This window comes from Botryobacter ruber (genome assembly GCF_003347595.2).
Lineage (GTDB): Bacteria > Bacteroidota > Bacteroidia > Cytophagales > Hymenobacteraceae > Pontibacter > Pontibacter ruber_A.
The window spans coordinates 61,997-86,163 of the sequence record NZ_QCZK02000040.1 but is presented as its reverse complement, the minus strand read 5'-3'; the positions used below and the strand labels follow the sequence as shown (position 1 = coordinate 86,163).

Annotated in this window: 18 protein-coding genes; 11 read left to right on the top strand and 7 right to left on the bottom strand. The window is 50.1% G+C overall.

Going from position 1 to position 24,167, the window contains the following annotated elements:
• Positions 1 to 5 precede the first annotated feature (5 nt).
• The 4 genes from DCW36_RS12815 to DCW36_RS12800 all read left to right on the top strand — a co-directional run bounded on the left by DCW36_RS12815 (position 6) and on the right by DCW36_RS12800 (position 3,097).
• Positions 6 to 1,157, top strand: a complete 1,152-nt coding sequence (locus DCW36_RS12815) for a serine hydrolase domain-containing protein (RefSeq protein WP_114782739.1) — start codon at positions 6 to 8, stop codon at positions 1,155 to 1,157.
• Positions 1,158 to 1,642: 485 nt separating this feature from the next.
• Positions 1,643 to 1,828, top strand: a complete 186-nt coding sequence (locus DCW36_RS12810) for a hypothetical protein (RefSeq protein WP_125185422.1) — start codon at positions 1,643 to 1,645, stop codon at positions 1,826 to 1,828.
• 138 nt (positions 1,829 to 1,966) lie between these two features.
• Entirely contained in the window at positions 1,967 to 2,488 is a 522-nt protein-coding gene (locus DCW36_RS12805) for a hypothetical protein (RefSeq protein WP_128396974.1), read from the top strand.
• A 111-nt stretch (positions 2,489 to 2,599) separates the two neighbouring features.
• Positions 2,600 to 3,097, top strand: coding sequence for a hypothetical protein (locus tag DCW36_RS12800; RefSeq protein WP_114782738.1), 498 nt, complete (start codon positions 2,600 to 2,602; stop codon positions 3,095 to 3,097).
• Between the two features lie 215 nt (positions 3,098 to 3,312).
• Here DCW36_RS12800 and DCW36_RS12795 read toward each other — a convergent pair whose 3' ends face one another.
• The gene (locus tag DCW36_RS12795; protein ID WP_114782737.1) at positions 3,313 to 4,854 is read right to left on the bottom strand and encodes a SulP family inorganic anion transporter; all 1,542 of its coding nucleotides are present in this window, start codon (positions 4,852 to 4,854) and stop codon (positions 3,313 to 3,315) included.
• Positions 4,855 to 5,285: 431 nt separating this feature from the next.
• On the opposite strand from DCW36_RS12795, the gene DCW36_RS12790 reads away from it, so the two are divergent.
• Positions 5,286 to 6,167, top strand: coding sequence for a YicC/YloC family endoribonuclease (locus tag DCW36_RS12790; protein ID WP_114782736.1), 882 nt, complete (start codon positions 5,286 to 5,288; stop codon positions 6,165 to 6,167).
• Positions 6,168 to 6,374: 207 nt separating this feature from the next.
• Here DCW36_RS12790 and DCW36_RS22600 read toward each other — a convergent pair whose 3' ends face one another.
• Together DCW36_RS22600 and DCW36_RS12785 are read right to left on the bottom strand one after the other, a co-directional pair.
• Positions 6,375 to 6,551, bottom strand: coding sequence for a hypothetical protein (locus DCW36_RS22600; RefSeq protein WP_164891122.1), 177 nt, complete (start codon positions 6,549 to 6,551; stop codon positions 6,375 to 6,377).
• A 252-nt stretch (positions 6,552 to 6,803) separates the two neighbouring features.
• On the bottom strand, positions 6,804 to 7,115 hold the full coding sequence (locus tag DCW36_RS12785; RefSeq protein ID WP_128396973.1) for a hypothetical protein: 312 nt from the start codon (positions 7,113 to 7,115) through the stop codon (positions 6,804 to 6,806).
• A 431-nt stretch (positions 7,116 to 7,546) separates the two neighbouring features.
• Here DCW36_RS12785 and DCW36_RS12780 point away from each other — a divergent pair, with 431 nt between their 5' ends.
• From DCW36_RS12780 to DCW36_RS12755, 6 genes are read left to right on the top strand one after another with little or no spacing between them, the layout of a single operon-like run.
• Positions 7,547 to 9,817, top strand: coding sequence for an NADP-dependent malic enzyme (locus DCW36_RS12780; RefSeq protein WP_170312516.1), 2,271 nt, complete (start codon positions 7,547 to 7,549; stop codon positions 9,815 to 9,817).
• 5 nt (positions 9,818 to 9,822) lie between these two features.
• Positions 9,823 to 10,413, top strand: a complete 591-nt coding sequence (gene ruvA, locus DCW36_RS12775) for a Holliday junction branch migration protein RuvA (protein ID WP_114782735.1) — start codon at positions 9,823 to 9,825, stop codon at positions 10,411 to 10,413.
• Between the two features lie 13 nt (positions 10,414 to 10,426).
• Entirely contained in the window at positions 10,427 to 17,611 is a 7,185-nt protein-coding gene (sov, locus tag DCW36_RS12770; RefSeq protein WP_240676168.1) for a T9SS outer membrane translocon Sov/SprA, read from the top strand.
• A 59-nt stretch (positions 17,612 to 17,670) separates the two neighbouring features.
• Positions 17,671 to 18,051: a glycine cleavage system protein GcvH gene (gene gcvH / locus DCW36_RS12765; RefSeq protein ID WP_114782733.1), complete on the top strand. Its 381-nt coding sequence runs from the start codon at positions 17,671 to 17,673 to the stop codon at positions 18,049 to 18,051.
• Positions 18,052 to 18,103: 52 nt separating this feature from the next.
• Entirely contained in the window at positions 18,104 to 18,448 is a 345-nt protein-coding gene (locus DCW36_RS12760) for a VanZ family protein (RefSeq protein WP_240676167.1), read from the top strand.
• Positions 18,449 to 18,463: 15 nt separating this feature from the next.
• Complete coding sequence (locus tag DCW36_RS12755; RefSeq protein ID WP_114782732.1) at positions 18,464 to 19,741, top strand: M28 family metallopeptidase; 1,278 nt, start codon at positions 18,464 to 18,466, stop codon at positions 19,739 to 19,741.
• Positions 19,742 to 20,145: 404 nt separating this feature from the next.
• Here DCW36_RS12755 and DCW36_RS12750 read toward each other — a convergent pair whose 3' ends face one another.
• Genes DCW36_RS12750 through tatA form a run of 4 tightly spaced genes read right to left on the bottom strand, consistent with a single transcriptional unit; the run spans position 20,146 to position 23,524 of the window.
• The gene (locus tag DCW36_RS12750) at positions 20,146 to 21,621 is read right to left on the bottom strand and encodes a lytic transglycosylase domain-containing protein (RefSeq protein ID WP_114782731.1); all 1,476 of its coding nucleotides are present in this window, start codon (positions 21,619 to 21,621) and stop codon (positions 20,146 to 20,148) included.
• 9 nt (positions 21,622 to 21,630) lie between these two features.
• Positions 21,631 to 23,067, bottom strand: a complete 1,437-nt coding sequence (gatA, locus tag DCW36_RS12745) for an Asp-tRNA(Asn)/Glu-tRNA(Gln) amidotransferase subunit GatA (protein WP_114782730.1) — start codon at positions 23,065 to 23,067, stop codon at positions 21,631 to 21,633.
• A gap of 4 nt (positions 23,068 to 23,071) precedes the next feature.
• Positions 23,072 to 23,281: a Sec-independent protein translocase subunit TatA/TatB gene (locus DCW36_RS12740; RefSeq protein ID WP_114782729.1), complete on the bottom strand. Its 210-nt coding sequence runs from the start codon at positions 23,279 to 23,281 to the stop codon at positions 23,072 to 23,074.
• Between the two features lie 30 nt (positions 23,282 to 23,311).
• A complete protein-coding gene (gene tatA, locus DCW36_RS12735) occupies positions 23,312 to 23,524 on the bottom strand; it encodes a twin-arginine translocase TatA/TatE family subunit (RefSeq protein WP_114782728.1) in 213 nt (70 codons plus the stop codon).
• Positions 23,525 to 24,167: the final 643 nt, after the last annotated feature.

The following is a 24,167-nucleotide window of genomic DNA, read 5'->3' as shown; positions in this document are numbered from 1 at the left end:
GAAGAATGGCCCGTAAAGCAGTACGAAATACCGGATTGGCTTTTCTTCTGGTTGCGGGCCTTGCCGCCGTCTGGCTGCACTTTGCCGACAAAAATTATGTGTACACGGCCCTGCGCTATAATTTCCCGGATATAGATGATTACCGCATCTTTGACCAGCGCAAAATAGAAGCGCCTGCAGCGGCAACGCCCTGGCCTGTTTCCAAAAACTACAACACCCTGACCTTTCCGGAAGAACTGGAAGTGCAGCACCGGCAACTGGAGTCGGTTGCTTTCCTGGTGGTAAAGCAGGATTCGTTGCTGCATGAGCAGTACTGGGAGAGCTACGATGCGACCTCGCTGAGCAACTCTTTTTCGGTGGCGAAGAGCATTGTGAGCGTACTGGTAGGAATAGCTCTGAAAGAAGGCAAAATCAAAAGCCTGGAGCAGCCGGTGTCCGATTTTCTGCCGGAGTTTGCCGAAGGAGACAAGGCTGCCATCAAACTGAAGCACCTGCTCTACATGAGTTCCGGGCTTAACTGGGACGAAACCTACACCAGCCCCATCTCCATGACCACCGAGGCCTACTACGGCACCAACCTGAAAAAGCTCATCGGGCGGCTTCAGGCGGTTGAGCCGCCCGGGCAATCGTTCAGCTACAAGAGCGGCGACACACAGGTGCTGAGCTTTGTGCTGGAAGCCGCCACCGGTAAAAGCCTGAGCGAATACGCCGAAGAAAAGCTCTGGCGCCGGATTGGCGCCGCACACGATGCCGCCTGGAGCACAGACCGCCCGGACGGGAACGAGAAGGCTTACTGCTGCTTTTTTTCCAATGCCCGCGACTTTGCCCGCATCGGGCAGCTGTACCTGCACAACGGCGTCTGGCACGGCGACACGATTGTAGACCCAGCCTATGTGAAAGCTTCCCTCAGCCCCAGCGGCCTCCCCACCGACGAAGGCAAAACAACAGATTTTTACGGCTACCACTGGTGGCTCCTGCCCGACTACAAAGGCCAGGACATCTTTTACGCCCGCGGCATCCTGGGCCAGTACATTGTGGTGATGCCGGAAAAGGAGCTCGTGATCGTGCGCCTGGGCCGGAAACGCGGCGAGCGCATCGACCACCACTACAGCGATCTGTTTACCATGATCGATGCGGTAAACAAGGTGGTGCAGTAGCCTCAAAAGCTTTTTTTCCCCATTTCCCCTCTCAGAATATTTACTGCAGCTGCCACCACAGCCTCTGCTCCTATTTAATCTTGTAATGACAGATAGCTTGCTCCGAAAGACCTCGCAGTGTCCGCAGGTCCTGCGAGTGTCTGAACCAGTACCTCCAAACACTCGCAGGAGCTCCGCACACTGCGAGGTTTTTTGAGCAGTGGAATTGCCTTTTAGAGCAGCAAAGGCTGTGGTGGCAGCTGCAGTACTACTGTTTGGATGGAAATCTGTTCTGCTTGCACCCTGGCAAGCTGTTGTTCGAAAAAAATATTTTCAGAGCTAACGTGTGTTATTGGAATATTCCCTTATCTTGCTGTGGGTAAATGGTGTTTCTGATGCTTGAGGAGTTGATTGGATCGTCCGTACATAATGCAGATAAGCCGAATAACTCCGTTTATCCTATCGTTGGGCAATATTTAAATTTATAAAAAATAATATTTTAATCTATGTCTTTTTTATCAAACCTCTTTGGCAATAGTACAAAGTCATCAACTCCAGAAAAAGCTACAAACAAAAATTGTGAGATATGTGGCACAGCCACAACATTAGACAAAATGAAGTTTGTTGGAGTAGTCAATGTTTTTATTAATTTACAGCATCCAGATATTGCAGATATAGATTATAATAATTAAGTAGTATATGTATCGAATGGCGGAAATATAGATTACAGTTTTATCATTGACAATTTACCTTACTTCAAGGGCAGGTATGCTGTTGCTGTAAAAAGAATTAATCAACATTTGATTTGTTCTGAAAGATGTGTGGATACGTTGATGAGAGAAAATCATGGTTTATTATCAGAATCAGTTCTAAACTATCCAGCATTTGAAATTCCAATTGATAAGCTATTTTTCCCTATAGTAGTGGACGATAGATTCTTCAATTCAAAAGTATGCGAATACTGTAATACAAGTTTTAAATGCTCAAATGAGTATAAGTATAAATCTTCACAAATTGTAAAAACAACGATAGAGAAGGGACAATTTGGAGTAAAGCCAAAAAACTTTACAGATTACACTTTGGTCCTCTCTGATATTACGAAAGATAAACCTCAAGGAAATCACTACTTATACAAGACTATACCAGGGTTGAAGAATAAAATATTTTGCAGTAATGAGTGTGCCTATAATTATGCTATTGACAAAAATGCTGTTATAACATTATTAGATATGGTAAATAAAGCTGAAGTAAGATTACTTGTTCCGCAAACAAAATCAATGAATGAAAAGATAGGAAATGCCTATAAGTATAGAGGTAGCTACACAGGACTGAAGGATTTGAAAGTAAAATAAAGAAAACACTGCACAAACGGGTAGTGCAGCCTTTATGCTCGGCTCCGCCTCGCCCATCGGTAGCACCATCCGTTTGTGCCATATAAAAAATTATAAAGAAAAAATGTATTTATGAGTTACGATAAGTTCCAACCACTTATGCGCTTAAATAAAATTGCTGTAACATTTAAGCCTAGTTCATTTATAGTTTGGGAGGGTGGAAAACAAATAGATGGCGGTCCTGTCTTTGAGGATGATACCACAGCAATGCTTTATGATGGATTAAACAGTATTGATTTCTTAATTGATAAGGACAAATATGATGTTCAACTAGGAATTGTTGGCAGGTTAAGCGACTATGTGGCGCAACGGTTTAAATTAGACTCTTCATTTACCATGGCAGACAGATGGGCTCATGTGAGAACAGTTAGAGAACAGAAAGGAGACTCTCAAGGAATGGTCTGGGCAAGGGAGATAATTGGAATAACTGATTATGACAATTTCTTATATTCAGGTGAACCATACATGGTAGCATGGTATTTTGAATCTGAACAAATAACGAAAATTTCTTTTCATTTTAACAATCCGGAACTACTTATTGAAGTTGAAGGAGAGGGTGATTTATTATAATTTATAATTATAGAATCATTTACATAGTATGTAATTTGATTTTGAAGCTTTTTGGTCAATTTATTTCTTTTAAATATCAAAATATAATGAGGTTTAACCCAGCGAGTCAGGTAGTACTATTTCTAACCGCTTAAAAAACTTCATTTCACCTAAAACCAGCAGCGGCTCCCGAATCATCTTCAGGAGCCGCTGCTGTTTTATCTCAACTGCACGACCTACGCCAGCCTGTCCGATACAACCGCGTACTGCGGGTCTTCCAGGATATTTACATCGATCACCTCTTCGGCATTTTTAAGCAGCAGCAGGCAGTCAGGGCTCAGGTGCTTCAGGTGCAGTTTTTTGCCTGCTTTCTGGTAACGCTCCGTCAGCTTGTTCAGCGCATCAATGCCCGACATGTCGGCCACCCGGCTATCTTTAAAGTCTATGATTACCTCCTTCGGGTCGTTTTGAACATCAAACTTTTCGGTAAAAGCGGTAACAGAGCCAAAGAACAGCGGGCCATAAAGTTCGTAATGTTTAACACCATGCGCATCGGTATACTTTCTGGCCCGGATGCGCTTGGCGCTCTCCCAGGCAAAAACCAACGCCGAAATGATCACGCCAATCAGCACAGCGAGAGCCAGGTTGTGCAGCCAGACGGTGATGACGGCAACCAGAATACCGACGAACACATCCTGCTTCGGCATTTTATTGACGATCCGGATGCTGATCCACTCGAACGTACCGATCGCTACCATAATCATAACGCCTGTTAACGCGGCCATCGGTACCCGCTCAATTACCGGAGCCCCAACCAGGATAATAGCCAGGATGGTTAAAGCCGCAACTATACCGGCAACACGTGCCCTGGCGCCAGCAGAAAGGTTTACCAGGGTCTGCGCAATCATGGCGCAACCGCCCATGCCAAAGAAGAAACCATTGAGTAAGTTAGCGCTTCCCTGGGCAACACTTTCCCGGTTGCCATTGCCCCTGGTGCTCGTAATTTCGTCTACCAGGTTCAGGGTTAATAAACTTTCGGTTAAGCCCACGCCAGCCATAATCAGGGCATACGGAAAAATAACCTGCAGCATCTCCAGCGTGAGTGGTACTTCCGGGATATGGAAAGGAGGTAAACCGCCGCTCACAGCAGCAATATCGCGAACAATTTTCGTATCAATCCCGAAGCCCAGCACAAGACCGAACACCACAATAATGGCTGCCAGCGAAGGCGGGATGGCTTTGGTTATTTTGGGCATAACCACAATAATAGCAATGGTTAAGGCTACCAGTCCGGCCATAATAAGTAAAGGGGTGCCGCTGAGCCAGGTAACTTCGCCGTTTACAACAGTTTTGAACTGCTCAAACTGCGCCATAAATATGATTACCGCTAACCCGTTTACAAACCCATACATCACGGGCTGCGGCACCAGGCGTATGAACTTGCCCAGCTTAAATACGCCGACCAAGATCTGTAAAACACCAGCCAGGGCCACTGCCGCAAACACATATTCCAGCCCGTGCGACTGCATCAAGGCGATCAGTACAACGGCCGTAGCGCCTGCGCCACCCGAGATCATGCCCGGCCTGCCGCCCAGCACTGCCGTAACCAAGCCCATGATAAAAGCAGCGTACAAGCCAACCAGTGGCGGAAACCCTGCTAATATGGCAAAGGACAGCGATTCCGGGATCATGGTCATGGCAACCGTGAGCCCGGCTAAAATTTCAATTCTGTATTCAACCTTCCGGCTAAAATCAAAAAGACGTAATAATGGCTTCATGCTTAAATAAAATAACTGACGTGAGGTGGATGCTACACAGGTGCCACAGAAACATAACGGATCTGTACACACTGGCAGCAGCGTGTATAATTAAAATAGGATCAGGATACAGCAGGTGCCTGGGCCAGAGGAGGCCAGGTTACGAAATGGTCACGGTGGCGTGACGGCTATAAATGGAACAGAGTATATCATTGTGGGTGCAAAAGTAGGTATTTTTTTGATGCAGAAGAATTTGTCAGCGCTTTTATTGCTGAATAAGTTCTGCTGCCCCTGCCACCACAGCCACTGCTCCTTGTTTAACAAAGGTTTTTCTTAAAAAAGAACAGGACGTTATACCTAATTTCCAGCGAAAACAGTATTAATAGGGTAGGAGGCTGAAAAATGAAAATAATTATACTTAATTTGCCAGAACATCATTTTGAAAATAGCTTATGTTGCAGTCCATGACAGGCTTTGGCAGTGCCCGCCTAGATACAGACCAGGTAACCATTGCCGTGGAAATCAGATCGCTCAATTCCAAAGGAATGGATTTGAGCGTACGATTGCCCCGCTTTATAAACGAGCATGAATACGAAATCCGGAATATGCTGACAAAGGCACTGGTGCGCGGCAAAGTGAGTATTTGCATCGATTATACCCGAAACCAGGCGCAGCAGGCAAAAAGCAGCATCAACAAAGAGTTGCTGCAGGCTTATTACCGCGAGTTCGAAGAAGTAGCAAATGCGCTGGGAAGCTCCAAAGACGAGCTCTTTCGCCTGGCCCTGCACATGCCCGATGTGCTGCAGCAAAGCCAGGGCGAGGACGAAGGTAGCGCTGCCGCCTGGCAGGCGATACAGCCGCTGGTGCAGGAAGCCATCGAGAGCATCAACACGTTCAGGACCGACGAAGGCAAAGCGCTGACCGCCGAAGTGGTGTCGTACATCGACCGCATCCGGATTTTACTGGCCGAAATAGAGAAGCGCGACCCGGAGCGCATGGAGCATATCCGCAACCGCATCAAAACACACCTGACCGAAATAGAAAGCTCCGAAAGTTTCGACCAGAACCGGTTTGAGCAGGAGATGGTCTATTTTATGGAGAAACTCGATATTGCCGAAGAAAAAGTACGGCTCATCAACCACCTGCACTACTTCACCGAAACGGTGTACCTGCCCGAGCCAACCGGGAAAAAACTAGGTTTTATAGCGCAGGAAATCGGGCGCGAAATAAACACGATCGGCTCCAAGGCCAACGATGCGACTATTCAGCATTATGTGGTGGAGATGAAGGAAGAACTGGAGAAGATAAAAGAGCAGATAAACAACATCCTGTAGCTGCTGTTGGTGCAATGCAGTTTTTGCCTGCCGGTGTTGTAACATCAGCAGGTCTGGTGTAAAGGTATGTTTGCCCAGTCTATAGCGTACCATAGACTGGGACTTGTCTGCCAGTCAGGTGCTGAAACATACAGCTGCCTCCGCTTGCCAGCGTGTTCTCATAGTTTTATTCCGACTAATGGCACGCGGGCGAAACGCCCGGAGTAATCAGGTATTCGGCAAGCGTTTGGCAACTACCTCAAACTCTGGTAACAGGTTGGGGTATTGTTGCATGTACTGTTTCATTTCCGTTCTGGCAGCAATTTCCTGCACATCGTCGGCTGTTTTCTTTAATATTCCTGCAAACATCAGCAGCATGGCGAGTAAGAGCATAACGACTTTCATAAGGGATATCTTTATTGGTGTATTTAAAAATTCTGAGACAACTGCAATAGTTCTACTATGCCGGCGACGCGATAACTTATCCGGTTATCAGGCGTGTGTGTCGCTGGTTGGGAGGTCGAAGGTTTCGGGTAAAGTGACTGATTGTAAATTGGTTGCGTGCTTGTTTCTGTACCCGGTAATGGTTTAGTTATGTTTACGCGGACCGGCGCTGCCTGTTGGTGCTTAAATGGTATTTTTTTGTGTTGTTTCTGCTTAGTTGGTGAATATATCTGTTTTGCCGCTGAACGGCACAAAATCAAGGGTGAACGTTGCTATCGGGGCTATGGCTTTCTGGTACCGGTTACCGTTCCAGTCGCTCTTATTCAGCGTTGATCTTATTTTAGCGCATCCGGGCGTAAGGTTTTCAGCAGCAAAGGCTGTGGTGGCAGGGGCAGCAAATCCTGCGCATGCCCAAAAGGAGCGTCCCGGGTTATCTTGTGTTAAGCAGCGGGAGGAGCGCAGGTAATGTTGCCAGCACACTGCATCCCGGCACGCTTCAGGCTTCAGAATGCCTCTTTTTTTCATCTGCAGCACCCGTCTCCACACCCACTGCTCCTTTATTTCAGGTTTTGGGCCAGGCTGCGGCTGTTGCGCTTCGGTTAAATAATTTCCGGCTGGTTCAGAAATAAGTATTTTCGACCAACATTGCTGCACCTGTTGCCGTTCATGCTAACAGTTTCTGCTGTTTCGGGAAAAAATGCACCCGCAGCAGCGGAAGGATTTGTTGCCGCTAACAGGGTACTACCGGTGCTAACCGGTGTTAGCTGCAGAAATAAGGAGCTAAATGCCAAAAAAAGGAAATTTTATAAGAATTAAAGGATGAAGACGCCGTATCTTTGCCTGCTATTGTTTGGTAAATGCTGAATTCTTAGGAAATTGGGCATAAGACATGGCAGCACTGCGTCTGTCCTTTGTAACAAGTACCCTTAAAGCGCCTGACACACTAATTGCTTACTATGATTAAAGTTAACAAACAAGACGCCCTCAACTACCACATGCTGCAGCAGCCTGGTAAAATAGAAGTTGTTCCAACCAAAATGTTAAGCACCCAGCATGACCTGGCGCTGGCCTATTCGCCGGGTGTGGCTGAACCCTGTAAAGAGATAGCAGCAGATAAAGACAATGCCTACAAGTACACCGCTAAAGGAAACCTGGTAGGGGTTATCTCAAATGGTACGGCTGTGCTGGGCTTAGGCAATATTGGTCCGGATGCTTCTAAACCGGTCATGGAAGGAAAAGGGGTCCTCTTTAAAAAGTTTGCCGGCATTGATGTGTTTGATATCGAAATAGACTGTACCGACCCCGATGAGTTTATCCGGATTGTGAAGTCGCTGGAGCCAACCTTCGGAGGAATAAACCTGGAAGACATAAAAGCGCCCGAAAGCTTCAAGATCGAAAATGCCCTCAAGGACCAGATGAACATCCCGGTGATGCACGACGACCAGCACGGCACCGCCATCATCTCAGCTGCCGCGTTGCTGAATGCACTGGAACTGGCAGAAAAGAAGATTGAAGACATAAAGCTCGTGATGAACGGTGCCGGAGCCGCCGCCATCGCCTGTACCAAACTGTATGTAGAACTGGGCCTGCGCCTCGACAACCTGGTGATGTTTGATAAAAACGGCATCATCAGCCCGGAGCGCGACGACCTGGATGTTTTCCAGTCGCAGTTTGTGACCACCCGTAACATCAGCACCCTGGCAGAAGCCATGGAGGGCGCCGATGTGTTTGTCGGCTTGTCGGCAGGCAACGTGCTGGACCCGGAGCTGGTAAAACGGATGGCGCCCAACCCGATCATTTTTGCACTGGCAAATCCCGATCCCGAAATTCCTTACGATGTAGCTATGGCTACGCGCGAAGATCTTATTATGGCCACCGGCCGTTCCGACCATCCGAACCAGGTGAACAACGTGCTGGGTTTCCCTTACATCTTCAGGGGAGCGCTGGATGTGCGGGCCACCGAAATAAACGAAGCCATGAAACTGGCTGCCGTGCGTGCGCTGGCTTCGCTTGCCAAAGAACCCGTACCCGAGATCGTGCACAAAGCCTATAGCGACCACACCATCTCCTTCGGACGGTTCTACCTGATCCCGAAGCCGCTGGACCCGCGCCTGATTACCACCATATCGCCGGCAGTGGCCAAAGCAGCTATGGAGAGTGGTGTAGCCAGCCGACCGATCGTGAACTGGGAAGAGTACGAGCAGGAACTGCACGAGCGCATCGGCATCGACCAGAAACTGATGACGCGCATTACCAACCAGGCGAAGAAAGATCCGCAGCGGGTAGTATTTACCGAGGCAGACCATTACAAGATTTTGAAGGCGGCGCAGACCCTGCAGGAACAGCGCATTGCCAAACCAATCTTACTCGGCGACCGCAAGCAGATCAATGCCATTGTAGAAGAACACAACCTCGACCTGAGCGAGTGCACCATCATCGATCCGGCTGAAGAGACTGCCCGAACCGAAGAGTTTGCCCAGTTGCTCTACAAGATGCGGCAGCGCAAAGGCCTTACGCTTTCCGATTCCCGCCGCCTGTTGCGCGACCGCAACTACTTTGGCAGCCTGATGCTGGAAACCGGCGAAGCCGATGCCCTCATTTCCGGTCTCACCAGGGATTACTCCAAAACCATACTGCCTGCCCTGCAGGTAATTGGTGTGGAAGACGGTATCAACAAAGTGGCCGGTATGTACATCGTTCTGAACAAGAAAGAGCCTTACTTCTTTGCCGATACCACAGTAAACGTAAACCCGACAGCAGACGAGCTGGTAGATATTATCGGCCTGACCGCCCGTGCCGTCCGCTTTTTCGATACGGAGCCACGCATTGCCATGCTGTCCTATTCCAACTTCGGCTCGGTGCGGGGCGAAATTCCGCAAAAAGCAGCGGAGGCGGTGCGCAAAGCCAAACAGCGCTACCCGGACCTGTTACTCGATGGCGAGATGCAGGCCAACACCGCTCTTAACCGCGATCTGCTGCGGGAGTTGTATCCGTTCAGCGAACTGGCCGAAAAAGGTGCCAACACCCTCGTCTTCCCAACCCTTACCTCGGGCAACATCGCCTACAAAGTGCTGGCGGAAATTGGAGGCGCAGAGGTAATCGGGCCCATCCTGATGGGAATGCGCAAACCGGTACACATCCTGCAGCTAGGCAGCTCTATCCGCGAAATCATTAACATGGTATCGATAGCTGTTGTAGATGCACAGAATCATTACAGGCGAATATAAAATAAATGATAGCTTACATAGACGGTAAACTTGCCTACAAAGATCCATCCTACGTGATTATTGATGTTAATGGCGTAGGCTACCAGATCAGGATCCCCTTAAGTACTTATTCCGCTTTGCCGGCTGGCGAGCGCTGCAGGCTGCAAACCTACCTGCACATCAAGGAAGATGCCCATACCTTGTATGGCTTTTCCACATCAGCCGAAAAAGAGACATTTTTACATCTTATCTCTATTTCAGGGGTTGGCCCCAATACCGGCCTGATGATTTTGTCGTCGCTTTCGGTAGAGGAAATCCAGCAGGCGATTGTGCGCGAAGATGTGCGCACCATACAGCATGTAAAGGGAATTGGCGCCAAAACAGCCCAGCGTATCATCCTGGAACTGAAAGATAAAATAAAGAAAGAAGCCCTGCTGGCAGATGCTGCTGCGCCTGCTGCGGCACACAATACAAACCGGGCCGAAGCGTTATCTGCTTTAGTTACACTTGGGTTTGCGAAGAATGTGGCGGAGAAAACCCTCGATGCCATCATCAAGCGTGAGGGTAGCACCTTAAGCGTTGAAGAGCTGATTAAGTTTGCATTAAAATCGTCTTAGATATTTACCTGATTTGATCCGGAACAGTAAAAAGAACAACCTGCTTTTTGCAACGGTTGCTACTATATCTTTGCTGGCGTGGTGGACGCTGGCGGAGGAATTACATGCGCGTACCCGAACCAAGTTTTCTGCTTTTCAGTACTTTCTGCCACAGGATACAGCCAGAACAGATTCTGCCAAACTCGAGAAGTACCTGCCAAGCCGCCGCCCTACCTTCGTTCCCCGCGACAGGCGCGGCAACCCTTTCAGTACGCGTCCGCAGTCGTCGCCCCTGCTGCTCGGGCAGCCGAGCAACCTGGAAATGCAAATGGAGCTCGACGACAGCCTGCAGCAGTATAATATTAATGAGACGATAGGGGATATTGATTACCGTGTGCCTTCTTCCATGTCGTTGCAGGAGTATTCGGAGTGGCAGCAACGGCAGGCCATCCGCGATTACTGGCGCTCCAAATCTGCCGGCCTGGATGGCGAGAGCGTGGTAAGCGGCCGCCGCCTGGTGCCTAAGATCTACATCAGCCCGATCTTCGACAGGATCTTCGGTGGTAATTTCGTGGACATCCAGCCAAACGGTAATGTAAACCTGAAGTTTGGCGCCCGCTTCAACCGTAACTCCAACCCGGCCATACCGCTCCGGCAGCAACGCACCGGCGATTTCGATTTCGACCAGAACATTTCGCTTAACCTGGTAGGCAAGATCGGCGAAAAAATGCGGCTCAACTTTAACTGGGACAACAACGCCAACTTCGACTTCGAAAACAACATGAAGCTGGACTACACTGGTTACGAAGAAGAGATTATCCGGAAAATAGAAGCCGGTAACGTGAGCCTGCCGCTGAACAACTCTTTGATAACCGGTGCGCAGAATTTGTTTGGTATTAAAACCCAGATGCAGTTCGGGCGACTGGGCGTAACAGCCATCGCCTCCAACGTACGGGGCCGGAACGACGAGATCATTGTGCAGAACGGGGCGCAGAACAAACCTTTCGAAATCCGGGTAGACCAGTACGACAACAACCGACACTTCTTCCTGTCGCAGTTTTTCCGGGGCCGCTACAACAACACCCTTAAAAACCTGCCGCTCGTAAACTCAGGCATCGTGATCCGGCGACTGGAGCTGTATGTAACCAACAACAACCGCTCTACCGAAAATCTGCGCAACATGGTAGCCTATATGGACTTAGGCGAACCGGACCCGTACCGCGACCAGTTTCAGCAGCGCCCGAATGCGCCTGCAGCCAACGATGTGAACTCGCTCTACAGCCAGGTTTCTTCCCAGCGCAACAACAACACCATAGCCGATTACCTCCGCAGCCTTGGCTTACAGAAAGCGATCGATTTTGAGCATGTGCGAGCCCGTAAAATGGACCCGCGCGAATACAAGTTCAACCCGCAGCTGGGCTACATCTCCCTTACCACACCGCTCCTGCCCGACCAGGTGCTGGGTGTGGCCTTCGAGTATACCTACAACGGCAAAACCTATAAAGTAGGGGAGCTGATGGAAGATTACCAGAACCTGCAGGATGAGCAGGTCATCCATATGAAATTGCTGCGGGCAACGAACCCGTCGTTAGAGTACCCGACCTGGGACCTGATGATGAAGAACGTATACCGCCTGGACGCCAGCCAGCTGAGCCGCGAGAATTTCCAGCTGCAGATCATTTACAAAGACGATGAAACCGGTGTAGACATTACCAGCTTAAAAGAGCCAAGCCCGATTCAGAATGTTCCGCTGATAGAGGTGCTCAACCTGGACAACGTAAACACCAACAACGACAAACCCCGCGACGGTAACTTCGACTTTTTGCCAGGTATCACCATCGACCCCGAAACCGGGAACATCTTTTTCCCGGAGGTAGAGCCGTTTGGAGATTACCTGGCTGAAAAGCTGGGCGCCAACCCTGAACTGGTGGACCGGTATGTGTACCAGGAACTCTATGACCTGACGCAGACAGACGCCCAGCAGATTACGACCAAAGCCAAGTTCTTCCTGAAAGGACGTTTCAAAGCTTCGTCTACCGACGAAATCATGCTTCCCGGTTTCCGGATAGCGGAAGGTTCCGTGTCGGTATACTCTGGCGGAACACGGCTGGTGGAAGGAACTGATTACCAGGTGTTCTACGACCTGGGGCGCATCAAAATCCTGAACCCAAGCTACATCAGCTCCGCCAGCGACCTGAAAGTAAACTTCGAGAAAGCAGAGCTGTTAAACATTCAGCCACGCTCATTACTGGGTGCCCGCTTCGATTACCGTGTTTCCGAAGATCTTAACCTGGGCGCAACCGTCCTGCACTTGCAGGAGCAGCCGTACATCAACCGCGTGAGCATTGGCGACGAGCCGAGTAACAACACCATCTATGGCCTTGATGTAAACCTGACCAAAGAGTCTCGTTTCCTGACCAAGCTCACCGACCGTATTCCGCTCATCCAGACAAAAGCGCCCTCCAGCGTTACGTTCAGCGGTGAATTTGCTCAACTGGTGCCTTCTGCAACCAAGTCGCCGGTAAACGAAGACGGTACTTCGTATGTGGATGATTTTGAAGGAGCCGAAACGCCTTACAGCCTGGGCGGTTTTAACAATGCCAGCTGGCGCCTGGCCGCCACACCGACGCCCCTGGTATCGGGCGAAGGCCTGGCATATTCCTACAACAGGGCAAAACTGGCCTGGTACACCGTCGACCAGATTTTCTACCGCAAGGGCGACAACCTGCGTCCGGCCAACATAACCGCCGAAGAGATAAAAAACCATTACGTGCGGGGTATCCCGCGTGACGAAGTATTCCCGGGCCGCGATCCGCAGATTGCCAATACCTTTGAATATCCGTTTGACCTGGCGTACTACCCACGCGACCGTGGCCAGTACAACTACAACCCGAACCTGGACACCCAGGGCAGGTTAGCCGGAGACCCGCGCAACAACTGGGGCGGTATCAGCCGCGACATCACCTTCGATACCGATTTCGACAATGCCAACATCGAGTACATCGAGTTCTGGATGATGGATCCGTTCATCACCGGGCCGAATGGCCGGAAAGATGAGTTCGGAAACCAGATTATGAACAACGAGGGGGGAGAGCTGGTGCTGAACCTGGGCAACGTATCGGAAGATATCCTGAAAGATAACCGCTATGCGTTCGAAAATGGTTTGCCTGCCTCACCTACCGATGTACAGAACCTGCAGGAAACCATCTGGGGCAGGGTAACCACGCAGCAGTTCCTGACCGATGCCTTTACAGGAGTGGAAGGTGGCCGTCAGCTGCAGGACATTGGCCTGGACGGGTTGAATGATGCCGATGAGCGAAGCTTCTTCAGCGGCAGTTTCCTGAACCTGATTCCCGGTGCCGTGCCGCAAACCGTAGCCGACGACCCTTCTGCCGATAACTTCCTGCACCACCTTGCCGGAGTATACGACCAGCAGAATGCAGGTATCCTGATGCGCTACAAAAACTTTAACGGCATGGAGAATAACTCGCCCACCAACAGCCGCTTCTCCAACTACGCCTTCCCGGATAAAGAAGACCTGAACCGCGATAACATCGTAAGCGACCTGGAGCAGTATTATGAATATAAGATTAACCTGAAGCCGGGGCAACTGGAAGTAGGGCAGAACTATATCGTAGATAAAATTACACATCCTGATAAGTTTGGAGATGAAGTAAACTGGTACCAGTTCCGGATACCGGTGCGCCAGCCTACAGGAAACGTGGGAAACATCAGCGGCTTTAAGTCCATCCGGTTCATGCGCATGTACCTGACCCAGTTTGCAGAGCCGGTAGTGCTGCGATTCCTGCAGTTCCAGTTCGTAGCCAACCAGTGGCGCACCTTCCTGCAGCCTATCAACGATGGCAGCCCCTGCCTGACCTGTACCGACGATGCCCGTACGTTTACCGTGTCTACCGTGAACGTGGAAGAAAACAGCCAGCCCGTGGATGGTGTGATCCCGTACGTGGTGCCGCCGGGCATTGAGCGCCTGCGCGATTATGCCTCTACAAACGATCGCCGCCAGAACGAGCAGTCGCTGCAGTTGTGCGTGGAAGACCTGAAAGATTCCTTTGCGAAAGCCGTTTACAAAAACCTGACCCTGGACATGCTTATTTATAAGCGCCTGAAAATGTTTATTCATGCCCAGACGAGCAATCCGGGCACAGGTGACGACGATGTGGAAGCCTTTATCCGGATAGGAACGGACTATACGCAGAACTTCTATGAGTACAGGGTGCCGTTAAAGATTACCAGCCAGGGCAGTACCTCACCCGATGCCATCTGGCCGGCACAAAACCAGATCGATATCGCCATCGAAGATTTGATCAATGCCAAAGTAGCCCGCAACAAGATTAGCGGCTTTAATCTAAGGCAGCCTTACGAGGTGGTACTTCCCAATGGCAAAATCATACGGGTAGTGGGTAACCCCGATTTCAGCGAGGTGCAGAGTGTGATGATTGGTATTCGCAACCCTAAAAAAACAAACGACGACGGCAGGTCGCATTCTGTGTGCGTGTGGTTTGATGAGCTGCGCGTAACCGACTTCCGGAACCAGACAGGCTGGGCCGCCAACGCACGCCTCAATACCAAACTGGCCGACTTTGCCAACCTCACCGCCACGGGTAGCTACACGACGGTTGGTTTTGGTGCGCTGCAGCAGAAGATTGCCCAGCGTGCCCGCGAGAATACGGCTGTTTTTGACGTAAGCGCCAACATAGTTGCCGACAAATTCCTGCCCGAGAAGCTCGGTATTAAGGTGCCGCTGTCGGTGCAGTACGGCACCCTGAACAGTGAGCCGCAGTTCGACCCGCTCGATAAAGACGTGCCGCTGGAACAATCGCTGGACAGGTTCGATAATGCTGATGAACGACGGGAATACCGGAAAGAGGTGACGACGCAGGAGACCCGCAAGAGCATCAGCCTGTTAAACGTCCGGAAAGAAAGGACAGACCCAGATGATAAAGTTAAACCCTACGACATAGAGAACTTTGCGCTTTCGTATTCCTATGCCGAGCGGCTGTTTACCAACATCGAGACAGACCGTGATTATACCAAGACCTACAACGGTGCCGTGGCCTATAATTACACGACCACACCAAAAGCCTTTGAACCTTTTGCAAAAACCGAGTCGCTGAAGTCGCCGTACCTGCGCCTGATCAAGGACCTGAACTTTACGCCGCTGCCAAGCCGGTTTGCTTTCCGGGCCGACCTGGACAGGCGCTATAACGAAACATTCCTGCAGCGCCGCGATCCGGGTAGCGGCCTTATCACGACCCGTGGCATAGAGCCAACTTTCCAGAAGTATTTCTTCTTTAACCGGGTTTATGACATGCGGTGGGATATCAGCAAAAACCTGGCGCTGGACTATACGGCAACAAACCGTTCGGTGGTAGATGAGCCCGATTACCGCATCAACAAAAACATAGATTCGCTGCAGTACAAAAATGAAGTGATCTGGGACAACCTGAAGAGCGGTGGCCGTAACACGAACTTCAACCAGACCATCGCCCTGAACTACAAGCTGCCACTGGACAAGTTCCCGCTTACCGACTGGCTGGGAGCCGAAACCCGCTATGCCACCACCTACACCTGGACGGCGGGCTCTACGGCCCTGAACCAGGCGGCCAATTTCAGGTTAGGAAACACCGCAGAGAACAGTACCGAGATCAGCGTACAGGGCCGGGTAGACATGGTGAAGCTTTATAATAAGGTGAAATTCCTGAAAGAGGCCAACACACCTGCACCGCAAGGCCGTCCGACGCCACCGCCAAAACCTGTTCCCGGAGATACCACCGACCAGAAGCCGAAGCGGGAACTGAAGTTTGCCAAATCGCTGGCCAGTTTCCTGATGATGACCCGTTCCCTGAATTTCAGCTACCAGCAGAACGAGGGTACGCTGATACCGGGCTACCTGCCTTCCACCAGGTTCTTTGGCCTGGACCAGGGCTTTGAGGCGCCGGGTGTGCCGTTTGTGCTGGGCCAGCAGTACGACCTGGATGAGCTTTACAACAGGGTGTACAGCAACGGCTGGTACACCGACAGCAGCCAGTACCTGAATACGCCGTTCAGCGCGATGCGCACCGAAACATTTACAGCCCGGGCCAACCTGGAACCGTTCAAGACTTTTAACATACAGGTAGATGTACGGCGGAATCTCTCTAAAATTGAAGAAGTGTTTTACCGGAAAGAGTTTGATGATTTTGGCGACATCGGCGACATTAACCAGCGTCAGAACCCCATCAACAACGGCTCCTTCAGTACATCTTATTTAGCGTTGGGTACCTTCTTCGAAGGGAATGGCAGCGGCAGATCGGAGGCATTCGAAGCCTTTATCCGGCACAGGCATGCCATACAGCAAAAGCTGACCGAGGCATATCCGGCGGCAGGTGCTAGTGGCTATACCCCGAACTCGCAGACCGTACTGATGGATGCCTTTAACTACGCCTACCAGGGCCGCGATGTAAACGGGTACGAGGCAGAGCCGACCAAACCATTCGACCGTTTGCCTATTCCGAACTGGAACGTGAACTACAATGGGCTGTCGCAGCTGCCATTTTTCCAGCGTTGGTTTAGCCAGGTTGCGCTGAAACATGCTTACAGCTCTACCTACAACATCACCAGCTTTACCACCTCGCTTAATTATAACCAGGAGCCAGACGGGTTCCCGACCAGCCGGAATGAGCTGGGGCAGCTGGTGCCGTATTACATTGTAAGCCAGGTAACGGTTATAGAGCGAATGGCGCCGCTGATTGGAGTTAACTTCAGGACCAAGACCAACTTCACCGGTAATATCGAGTATAAGATGGAGCGTAACCTGTCGCTGAACCTGACCAATGCCCAGGTAACGGAGTCGAATGTAAAGGACTATGTAATTGGCTTCGGCTACACAACCTCCAACTTCCGTATTCCGTTCAGGATTGGCGGAGAGCGCAGAACGCTGGAAAATGAGCTTACCGCCCGGCTGGACTTCTCGGTACGCGACAACCAGACGGTACAACGGGCTATTGCCCGCGACGACCAGGGCGTGGAAACAAGCCAGAACCAGATTACGAACGGTACCAAGCAACTGCAGCTGCGGCCTACCATCGACTATGTGCTGAGCCAGCGCATCAACCTGCAGTTTTATTTGCTGCGCACAGTATCTGACCCTAAAATATCAACCTCGTTCCGTAATGCTGTATCGGAAGGTGGGGTACAAGTAAGGGTGAGTCTGCAATAAAATTTTGGCATTGCAAAAAAGTCTGTACTTTTGAAGCATCATAACTAAAGAAGAAAACCATGAATCTACCTGAAAACTTAAAGTATTCAAAAGACCACGAGTGGGTACGTGTAGAGGGAGATATAGCCTACGTTGGAATAACTGACTTTGCACAAAGCGAACTGGGTGATATTGTGTATGTTGACATCGACACTGTAGACAAGCAGGTGAGCCAGGAAGATGTGTTTGGCACGGTAGAAGCCGTGAAAACAGTTTCCGACCTGTTCAGCCCTGTGAGCGGCACGGTGCTGGAAGTAAATCCAAAACTGGATGGCAGCCCCGAGCTTATCAACAACGACCCTTATGGCGAAGGCTGGATAGTTAAAATATCTGTTGAGGATGCAGGTCAACTGGACGGACTGTTGACGGCAGACGCCTACCGCGAACTTATCGGTCAGTAGTATTCAGTTATTTCAATAGGTTTTGATTTTACGATACAACCTATTTACGATTATGTGGGCAGCAGTGATCCTGACAACGACACTGCTGCCATCACACTCCATGCCGGCTACTTCCATCTGGGAGCTCATCTCTTTCGATTCTTTTGCCCACGCCGCAATGTTTACGGTGCTCGTCTTCCTGATGATTGTAGGGCTTAAGAAGCAGTTTACCAGCCTGAAGCTGAAGCACTCGGCCATCCGCTATTCCTTCCTGATCAGTTTCGTATTCGGAGTTACCATCGAACTTATGCAGCACTACCTGATAAGCGGGCGGCAGGGCGATGTTATGGATGTGCTCAGCAACACCATTGGCTGCCTTTGCGGGATAGTGATGTTTAAGTGGATATATGCCATGTAGCTGCCTGCCTAGAAGATGAAGCATTCTGTTGCCCCGATACTTTTGCTCCTGCTTTGTTTGGCTTTTATAAGCGGCAAGGCACAGGATATGAACCGGGTGCAGCAAACTATTGATACCCTCACGGCTCCCGCTATGCACGGGCGAGGCTACCTGTACGAAGGCGATACCAAAGCAGCCCGTTATATCCGGTCCAGGTTCGAAGCTGTGGGATTAAAATCGTTTGGCAACAGCTATTTTCAGCCTTTTACGTTGCAGGTAAACCGCATTACGGAAACCCCTGAGCTGTGCGCAGGCAAGCACCAGTTAACGCCCGGAACAGATTTTATCGCACAACCCGCCTCGGGTTCGGGAGAGGGCAAAGCGAAGGTAGTAGCGCTCGATACGCTCATTTTTACAGACGCCGCCGCAGCGCAACAATTCTTTTCGAAAGACCTCCGGAAGCGGGCGCTCGTGTACCGCGCCAAAGACTGGCCGTCCTTAGCCGCACTTCCCGCTCCTTACCAGCAACAACTCCGGCAGGCAGCGCTACATGTCGTGCTGCATCCTAAAACATTGGTCGCTTCCGTAGCGCGCCAGCAGATCGGGTTGCCTGTGTTTGATGTGTTGGCAGCTGCATGGCCTGAAAAGGTAAAGCGGGTAAAATATGAAATAGAAGCCGAACTGGTGCCGGCCTACGAAACGCAGAATGTAGTAGCCTTTGTGAAAGGAAGCCTGCAGCCGGACTCCTTTCTCGTTTTTACGGCCCATTACGACCACCTGGGCGGGCAGGGAAGAGATGTTTATTTTCCGGGAGCGAACGATAACGCCAGCGGCACGGCCATGCTGCTCGAACTGGCGGCCCATTACAGCAAGCAGGAGAACAGGCCCGCCTATAGCATCGCTTTTATTGCCTTTGCTGCCGAAGAAGCAGGCCTGGTGGGTTCCACCTATTACGTACAGCACCCGTTGTTTCCGCTTCGCCAGATTCGGTTCCTGGTAAACCTGGACCTGCTGGGCACCGGCGACGAGGGCATGATGGTGGTAAATGGCAGCGTACACACCAACGAGTTTAACTTGTTAAGCGGGTTAAATAAAGATGCCGCTTACCTGCCCCGCATCAGGAGCAGGGGCAAAGCGGCCAATTCCGACCATTATCCTTTTTCGGAGCGCGGCGTGCCAGCTTTTTTCTTTTACACGCTGGGCGGCACCACTGCCTACCACAACACCCACGACAGGCCGGAACAACTTCCCCTTACCCGCTTCCCCGAAGTATTTAAGCTGATAACCCGCTTTGCAGCAGCGCTGCAGGAGTAGCCTTTTACCGTATTAGCAGGAGCAGTGGCTGTGGAGGCTGGTGCAGCAGAATTTTTTTGTCTGAACCGGGATTAAGCAGATTTTTGGATTAGCAGGATTTTTGTCTGAACAGGATTTAGAAGATTTAAGGAATAGCAGGATTTGATTGGATTTGCCTGTGGTTCGTGCAGGAGACGCGGGCACCGCGTCTCTACACCCCCCAACCTTTCTACCTTTCTGTCACAGGGTTGAAAATCTTCAACCCCTACAAAATTCCAAAATTTCTACCTCTCTACCTCTCTACCTTTCTACCTTTCTACCTTTCTACCTTTCTACCTTTCTACCTTTCTACCTCTCTACCTCCTAAACTCCCAAACTCCCAAACTCAAAATCTCCTCCCCAATAACCAACAACGAATAACCAACCTAAATGATGATAAGCTTCTGGCCGGGTTTGATAGCACTGGATTTCAGGTTGTTGCGTTTCTTGATTTGCTCCACGGTGATGCCGTCGTAGCGTTGCGAGATGCTCCAGAGGGTGTCGCCTTCCTGTACATGGTGTACCTGCCGTACTTTCTGAAGCTTTGCTGTGGTAGTAGTTCTTGCGGAAACAGGCTTTGCTGCAGTTGCCTCCACAGGCGCTGCTGAAGCCAGTAATGCCGGTTCTTCCGTGGCTACAGGCTGCAGCACGGTGAGTTGCTGGTTAATCTGAAGCCTGGTGCTTTCCAGTTGGTTCCACTCTTTCAGTTGCGCCACCGTTACCTGGTGCTTCTGGGCAATCTGGATCAGGTTGTCGCCGCGTTGCACGATGTAGGTGGTGGGCACAATGCTGTCTTGTTTTGCGGAAGCCAGCAGGGCAGGAGTATTGTCCGGAGCATCGGGAGCAGGAACGGGTACTTTGGGTGTTGGGGCCGCTGCCAGTAATATGCAGGCACGATCTGTGGCCAGCAGTGCAGTACTTTGTGCAGGAACACGCAGCCTGTAGTTTTTGAGGCTTTCCGGAAGAACTGTTTGCTTTAGCTCTGTGTTCAGCCCCATCAGGGTTTCCGTATCGGTGTGCAGCTCTGCAGCAAGCTTTTCCAGGTCGATGGGCTGGTCCAGCTGCAGGTAGTCTACAGCAGGGGCATACAGGATAGAGTCGGAGAAAAGATTATGCTCGGGCGCATAGTTCATAGCATAGATCACAGCCGTCATGGACGGAACGTAGCTGCGGGTTTCGGTGGGCAGGTACTTGAAAATCTCCCAGAAAGTCTTTTTGCCGCCGCCGGCACGTCGGATGGCTTTATTCACGTTGCCCGGGCCGCAGTTGTAAGCCGCCATGGCCAGTTCCCAGTCGTCGTACCTGTTATAGAGTCGTTTCAGGAAACGGCAGGCAGCTTCGGTTGCCTTTTCCGGGTCCATGCGTTCGTCGATGTACTCGTTCTGCTCCAGGCCGTATTCTTTGCCGGTAACTTTAATAAACTGCCACAGCCCTACTGCACCGGCGTGCGAAGCTGCCTTCGGATAAAGTCCTGACTCTACAATAGAGAGGTACTTGAGCTCCTGCGGCATGTTGTGCTTTTTGAGGTATTCTTCAAACAACGGGAAGTAAAGCGTCTGACGCGAAATCATTTTGCGTGTATACTTCCTGTTACGGATTGTAAAGTAATCGATAAAACTCCTGACAAACGGGTTGAAGGTAAGCGGTATTTCCGATTCGATGCAGCTCAGCCTGTCCGCGATCACATCGTTGGGTTCTACGGGAATGTATTCCACGAGCAGCGTTGTGTCCTGCTGAGGCTTCAGCGTGTCTTCCGCCAGCGGTCTTTCAAAGCTGAAATCGTAGTTAGCGGCGCCGGCACTTGCCGTACTTACGCTGCTAACTACGATTAAAAGTATTGTAAAGAGTTTGGTACAGGTCATTTTACTGTTTTATACTTCAACGGTAATCTTTTCCATGATAGTATTTGAGAAAGCCAGTAATTGTGACTCGTCAAATGAGCGGGCCATAAGTTGCAGCCCGATGGAAAGACCTTTTTCGTCGCGGCCAACCGGTATGGAGATAGCCGGAACACCTGCAAGCGAGGCCTGCACCGTAAAGATATCAGCCAGGTACATGGCTAACAGGTTCTCTGTGTTTTCGCCTATTTTAAAAGCGGTGGTAGGAGCTGTCGGCAGGATCAGGAAGTCGTAAGCCTGAAGCAGTTCGTCGGTTTTTTCCTTTATCAGCCTTCTTACCTGCTGCGCTTTGGTATAATACGCATCGTAGTAGTCGGCGCTGAGCACGAACGTACCCAGCATGATGCGCCGCTGCACCTCTTCGCCAAAGCCTTCTGACCTCGTTTTTTTGTAAAGCGACGACAGGTCGGTCACGTTCGGGCTGCGGAAACCATACTTCACACCGTCATAACGGCCCAGGTTCGAGCTCGCTTCTGCTGTGGTGAGGATGTAGTAGGTTGGCACAATGTAGTCCAGGTAAGGGAACTCCACGGCTTCTACGGTATGGCCATCGTCCTTGAGCATATTTTTCACGCCCAGGATACAGTCTTTTACCTCTTCATCCAGGCCTTCGCGCTCAAAGCAGTCGCGGATGTAGCCAATCTTATACTTTTTGTCTGATTTAAGCTGTTTGCTGTAAGCAGGCACTTCGCGGTGGCTGACGGTGCTGTCAAAATCATCCGGGCCGGCAATTACCTCCAGCAACAGCGCCGCGTCTTCTACATTTCGGGTAATCAGGCCAATCTGGTCGAAGGAAGAGGCGTAGGCAATAAGGCCGTAGCGGGAAATGCGGGAGTAGGTAGGCTTTAAGCCGACAATGCCGCAGAAAGAAGCAGGCTGACGTACCGAGCCGCCGGTATCGCTGCCGAGGGAGGCGTAGCACAGGTCGGCCTGTACTGCTACGGCCGAGCCGCCCGAAGAGCCGCCCGGTACACGTGCTGTGTCGTCGGCATTAAGCGCGGGGCCGAAAGCAGAGTTCTCGTTAGAGCCGCCCATGGCAAATTCATCGCAGTTCTGGCGCCCGATGATAATGGCATCTTCGGCAAGGAGGCGCTTAACAGCCGTAGCCGTATACAACGACTTAAAGCCATCAAGTATCTTGCTGGAAGCCTGCAGCGTGTGGCCCTCGTAAGCCAGCACATCTTTTATGCCCACCACCATACCGGCCAGTTTGCCGGCGGTGCCGTGGGCAATTTTTTTATCAACGGCATCAGCCTGTGCATAAGCCGATTCCTCAAAAACTTCCAGAAAAGCATTTAACTCAGCTTTTTCTTTTATGTTCTTCAGGTAATAGCCAACCAGCTGGCGGCATGTAACCTGGCCATTGGCCATATCCTTGCGGATCTCGTGTAGCGAACTATACTTTCTCAAACTGCTATTGTTTGTTGACGTCGTCGATGTGTCTATCTAATTCGTTTTTGATTTCGTTTGTCGCGTCTTTAAACTCACGGATGCCACGGCCAAGGCTGCGGGCAATGCCGGGAATACGATCTGCTCCAAACAATAAGAGCACTGCCGTAATAATAACAAGCATCTCACCTCCCCCCAGGTCGCCCAGGAAGAGGAAAACTGTACCGGGGTACATATAACTAAAACCGTTTAAGAAAAGGCTTTACTATTTAGCGCGGTTGTCGTCTTTTACCGAGTTCTCGATGTCGCTCTTAATCTCTTTCGTGGCATCTTTAAACTCACGTATACCACGACCTAAGCCTTTGGCCAGTTCAGGAATACGCTTAGCACCAAAAAGCAGCAGAATAGCGAAAAGGATAAGAACTACTTCTGTGCCGCCTAAGCCGCCAATGAATGCGAAAATGTTGGTAATCACCATAGTGTTAATCGTTAAGATGAAATTGCTACAAAATTAAAGTTTATATTTTAATTAAACCCATAAAAGACGACTTTAGTTTAATTGCTGCTTTCTCTTTTGTGTAAAATTCGTATCTTAAAGGTGTGTAAGGCAGTAGTTCTTAAGTAGCAGTGGGGGCAAGCTCGGTGTTATGACGGAGTCTTTTTATAAGAAAATTTAGATGCAAAAACTTATGCATCTGTATAACACAGCGTTATGCTTTACGAGGAATACAAAATTACTCTTTCCCGCAAATGGCTGCTGGTGATACTTCCATTTAAAAGTCAATTTTTCCATTTTTGGGAAAGTGATATTGTCAAAACACGTTAAAAAAGCCTTTTTATAGCGTTTTGAGGGGGTAAACTTTTTTTGGCCTGCTTATTGATATAAGTTTTATAGCCTCTGCAATAAATGAGTTTGACTGATAAACAATAAAATTGTAGATTTGTACATGAAATAATATTTGGATAAATCATTATTTCAGCATAAATAGCAGAAGAATTTAACACAGGCGCTTAATTGCAATATTCCTGTTTTAATATAAGAATTTATTAAGTTTGTTTTCATAGCTTGGAAAGGCACCCTGCATTGTAGGGTGTTTTTTTTTGCTTAACGACCTGGTAGC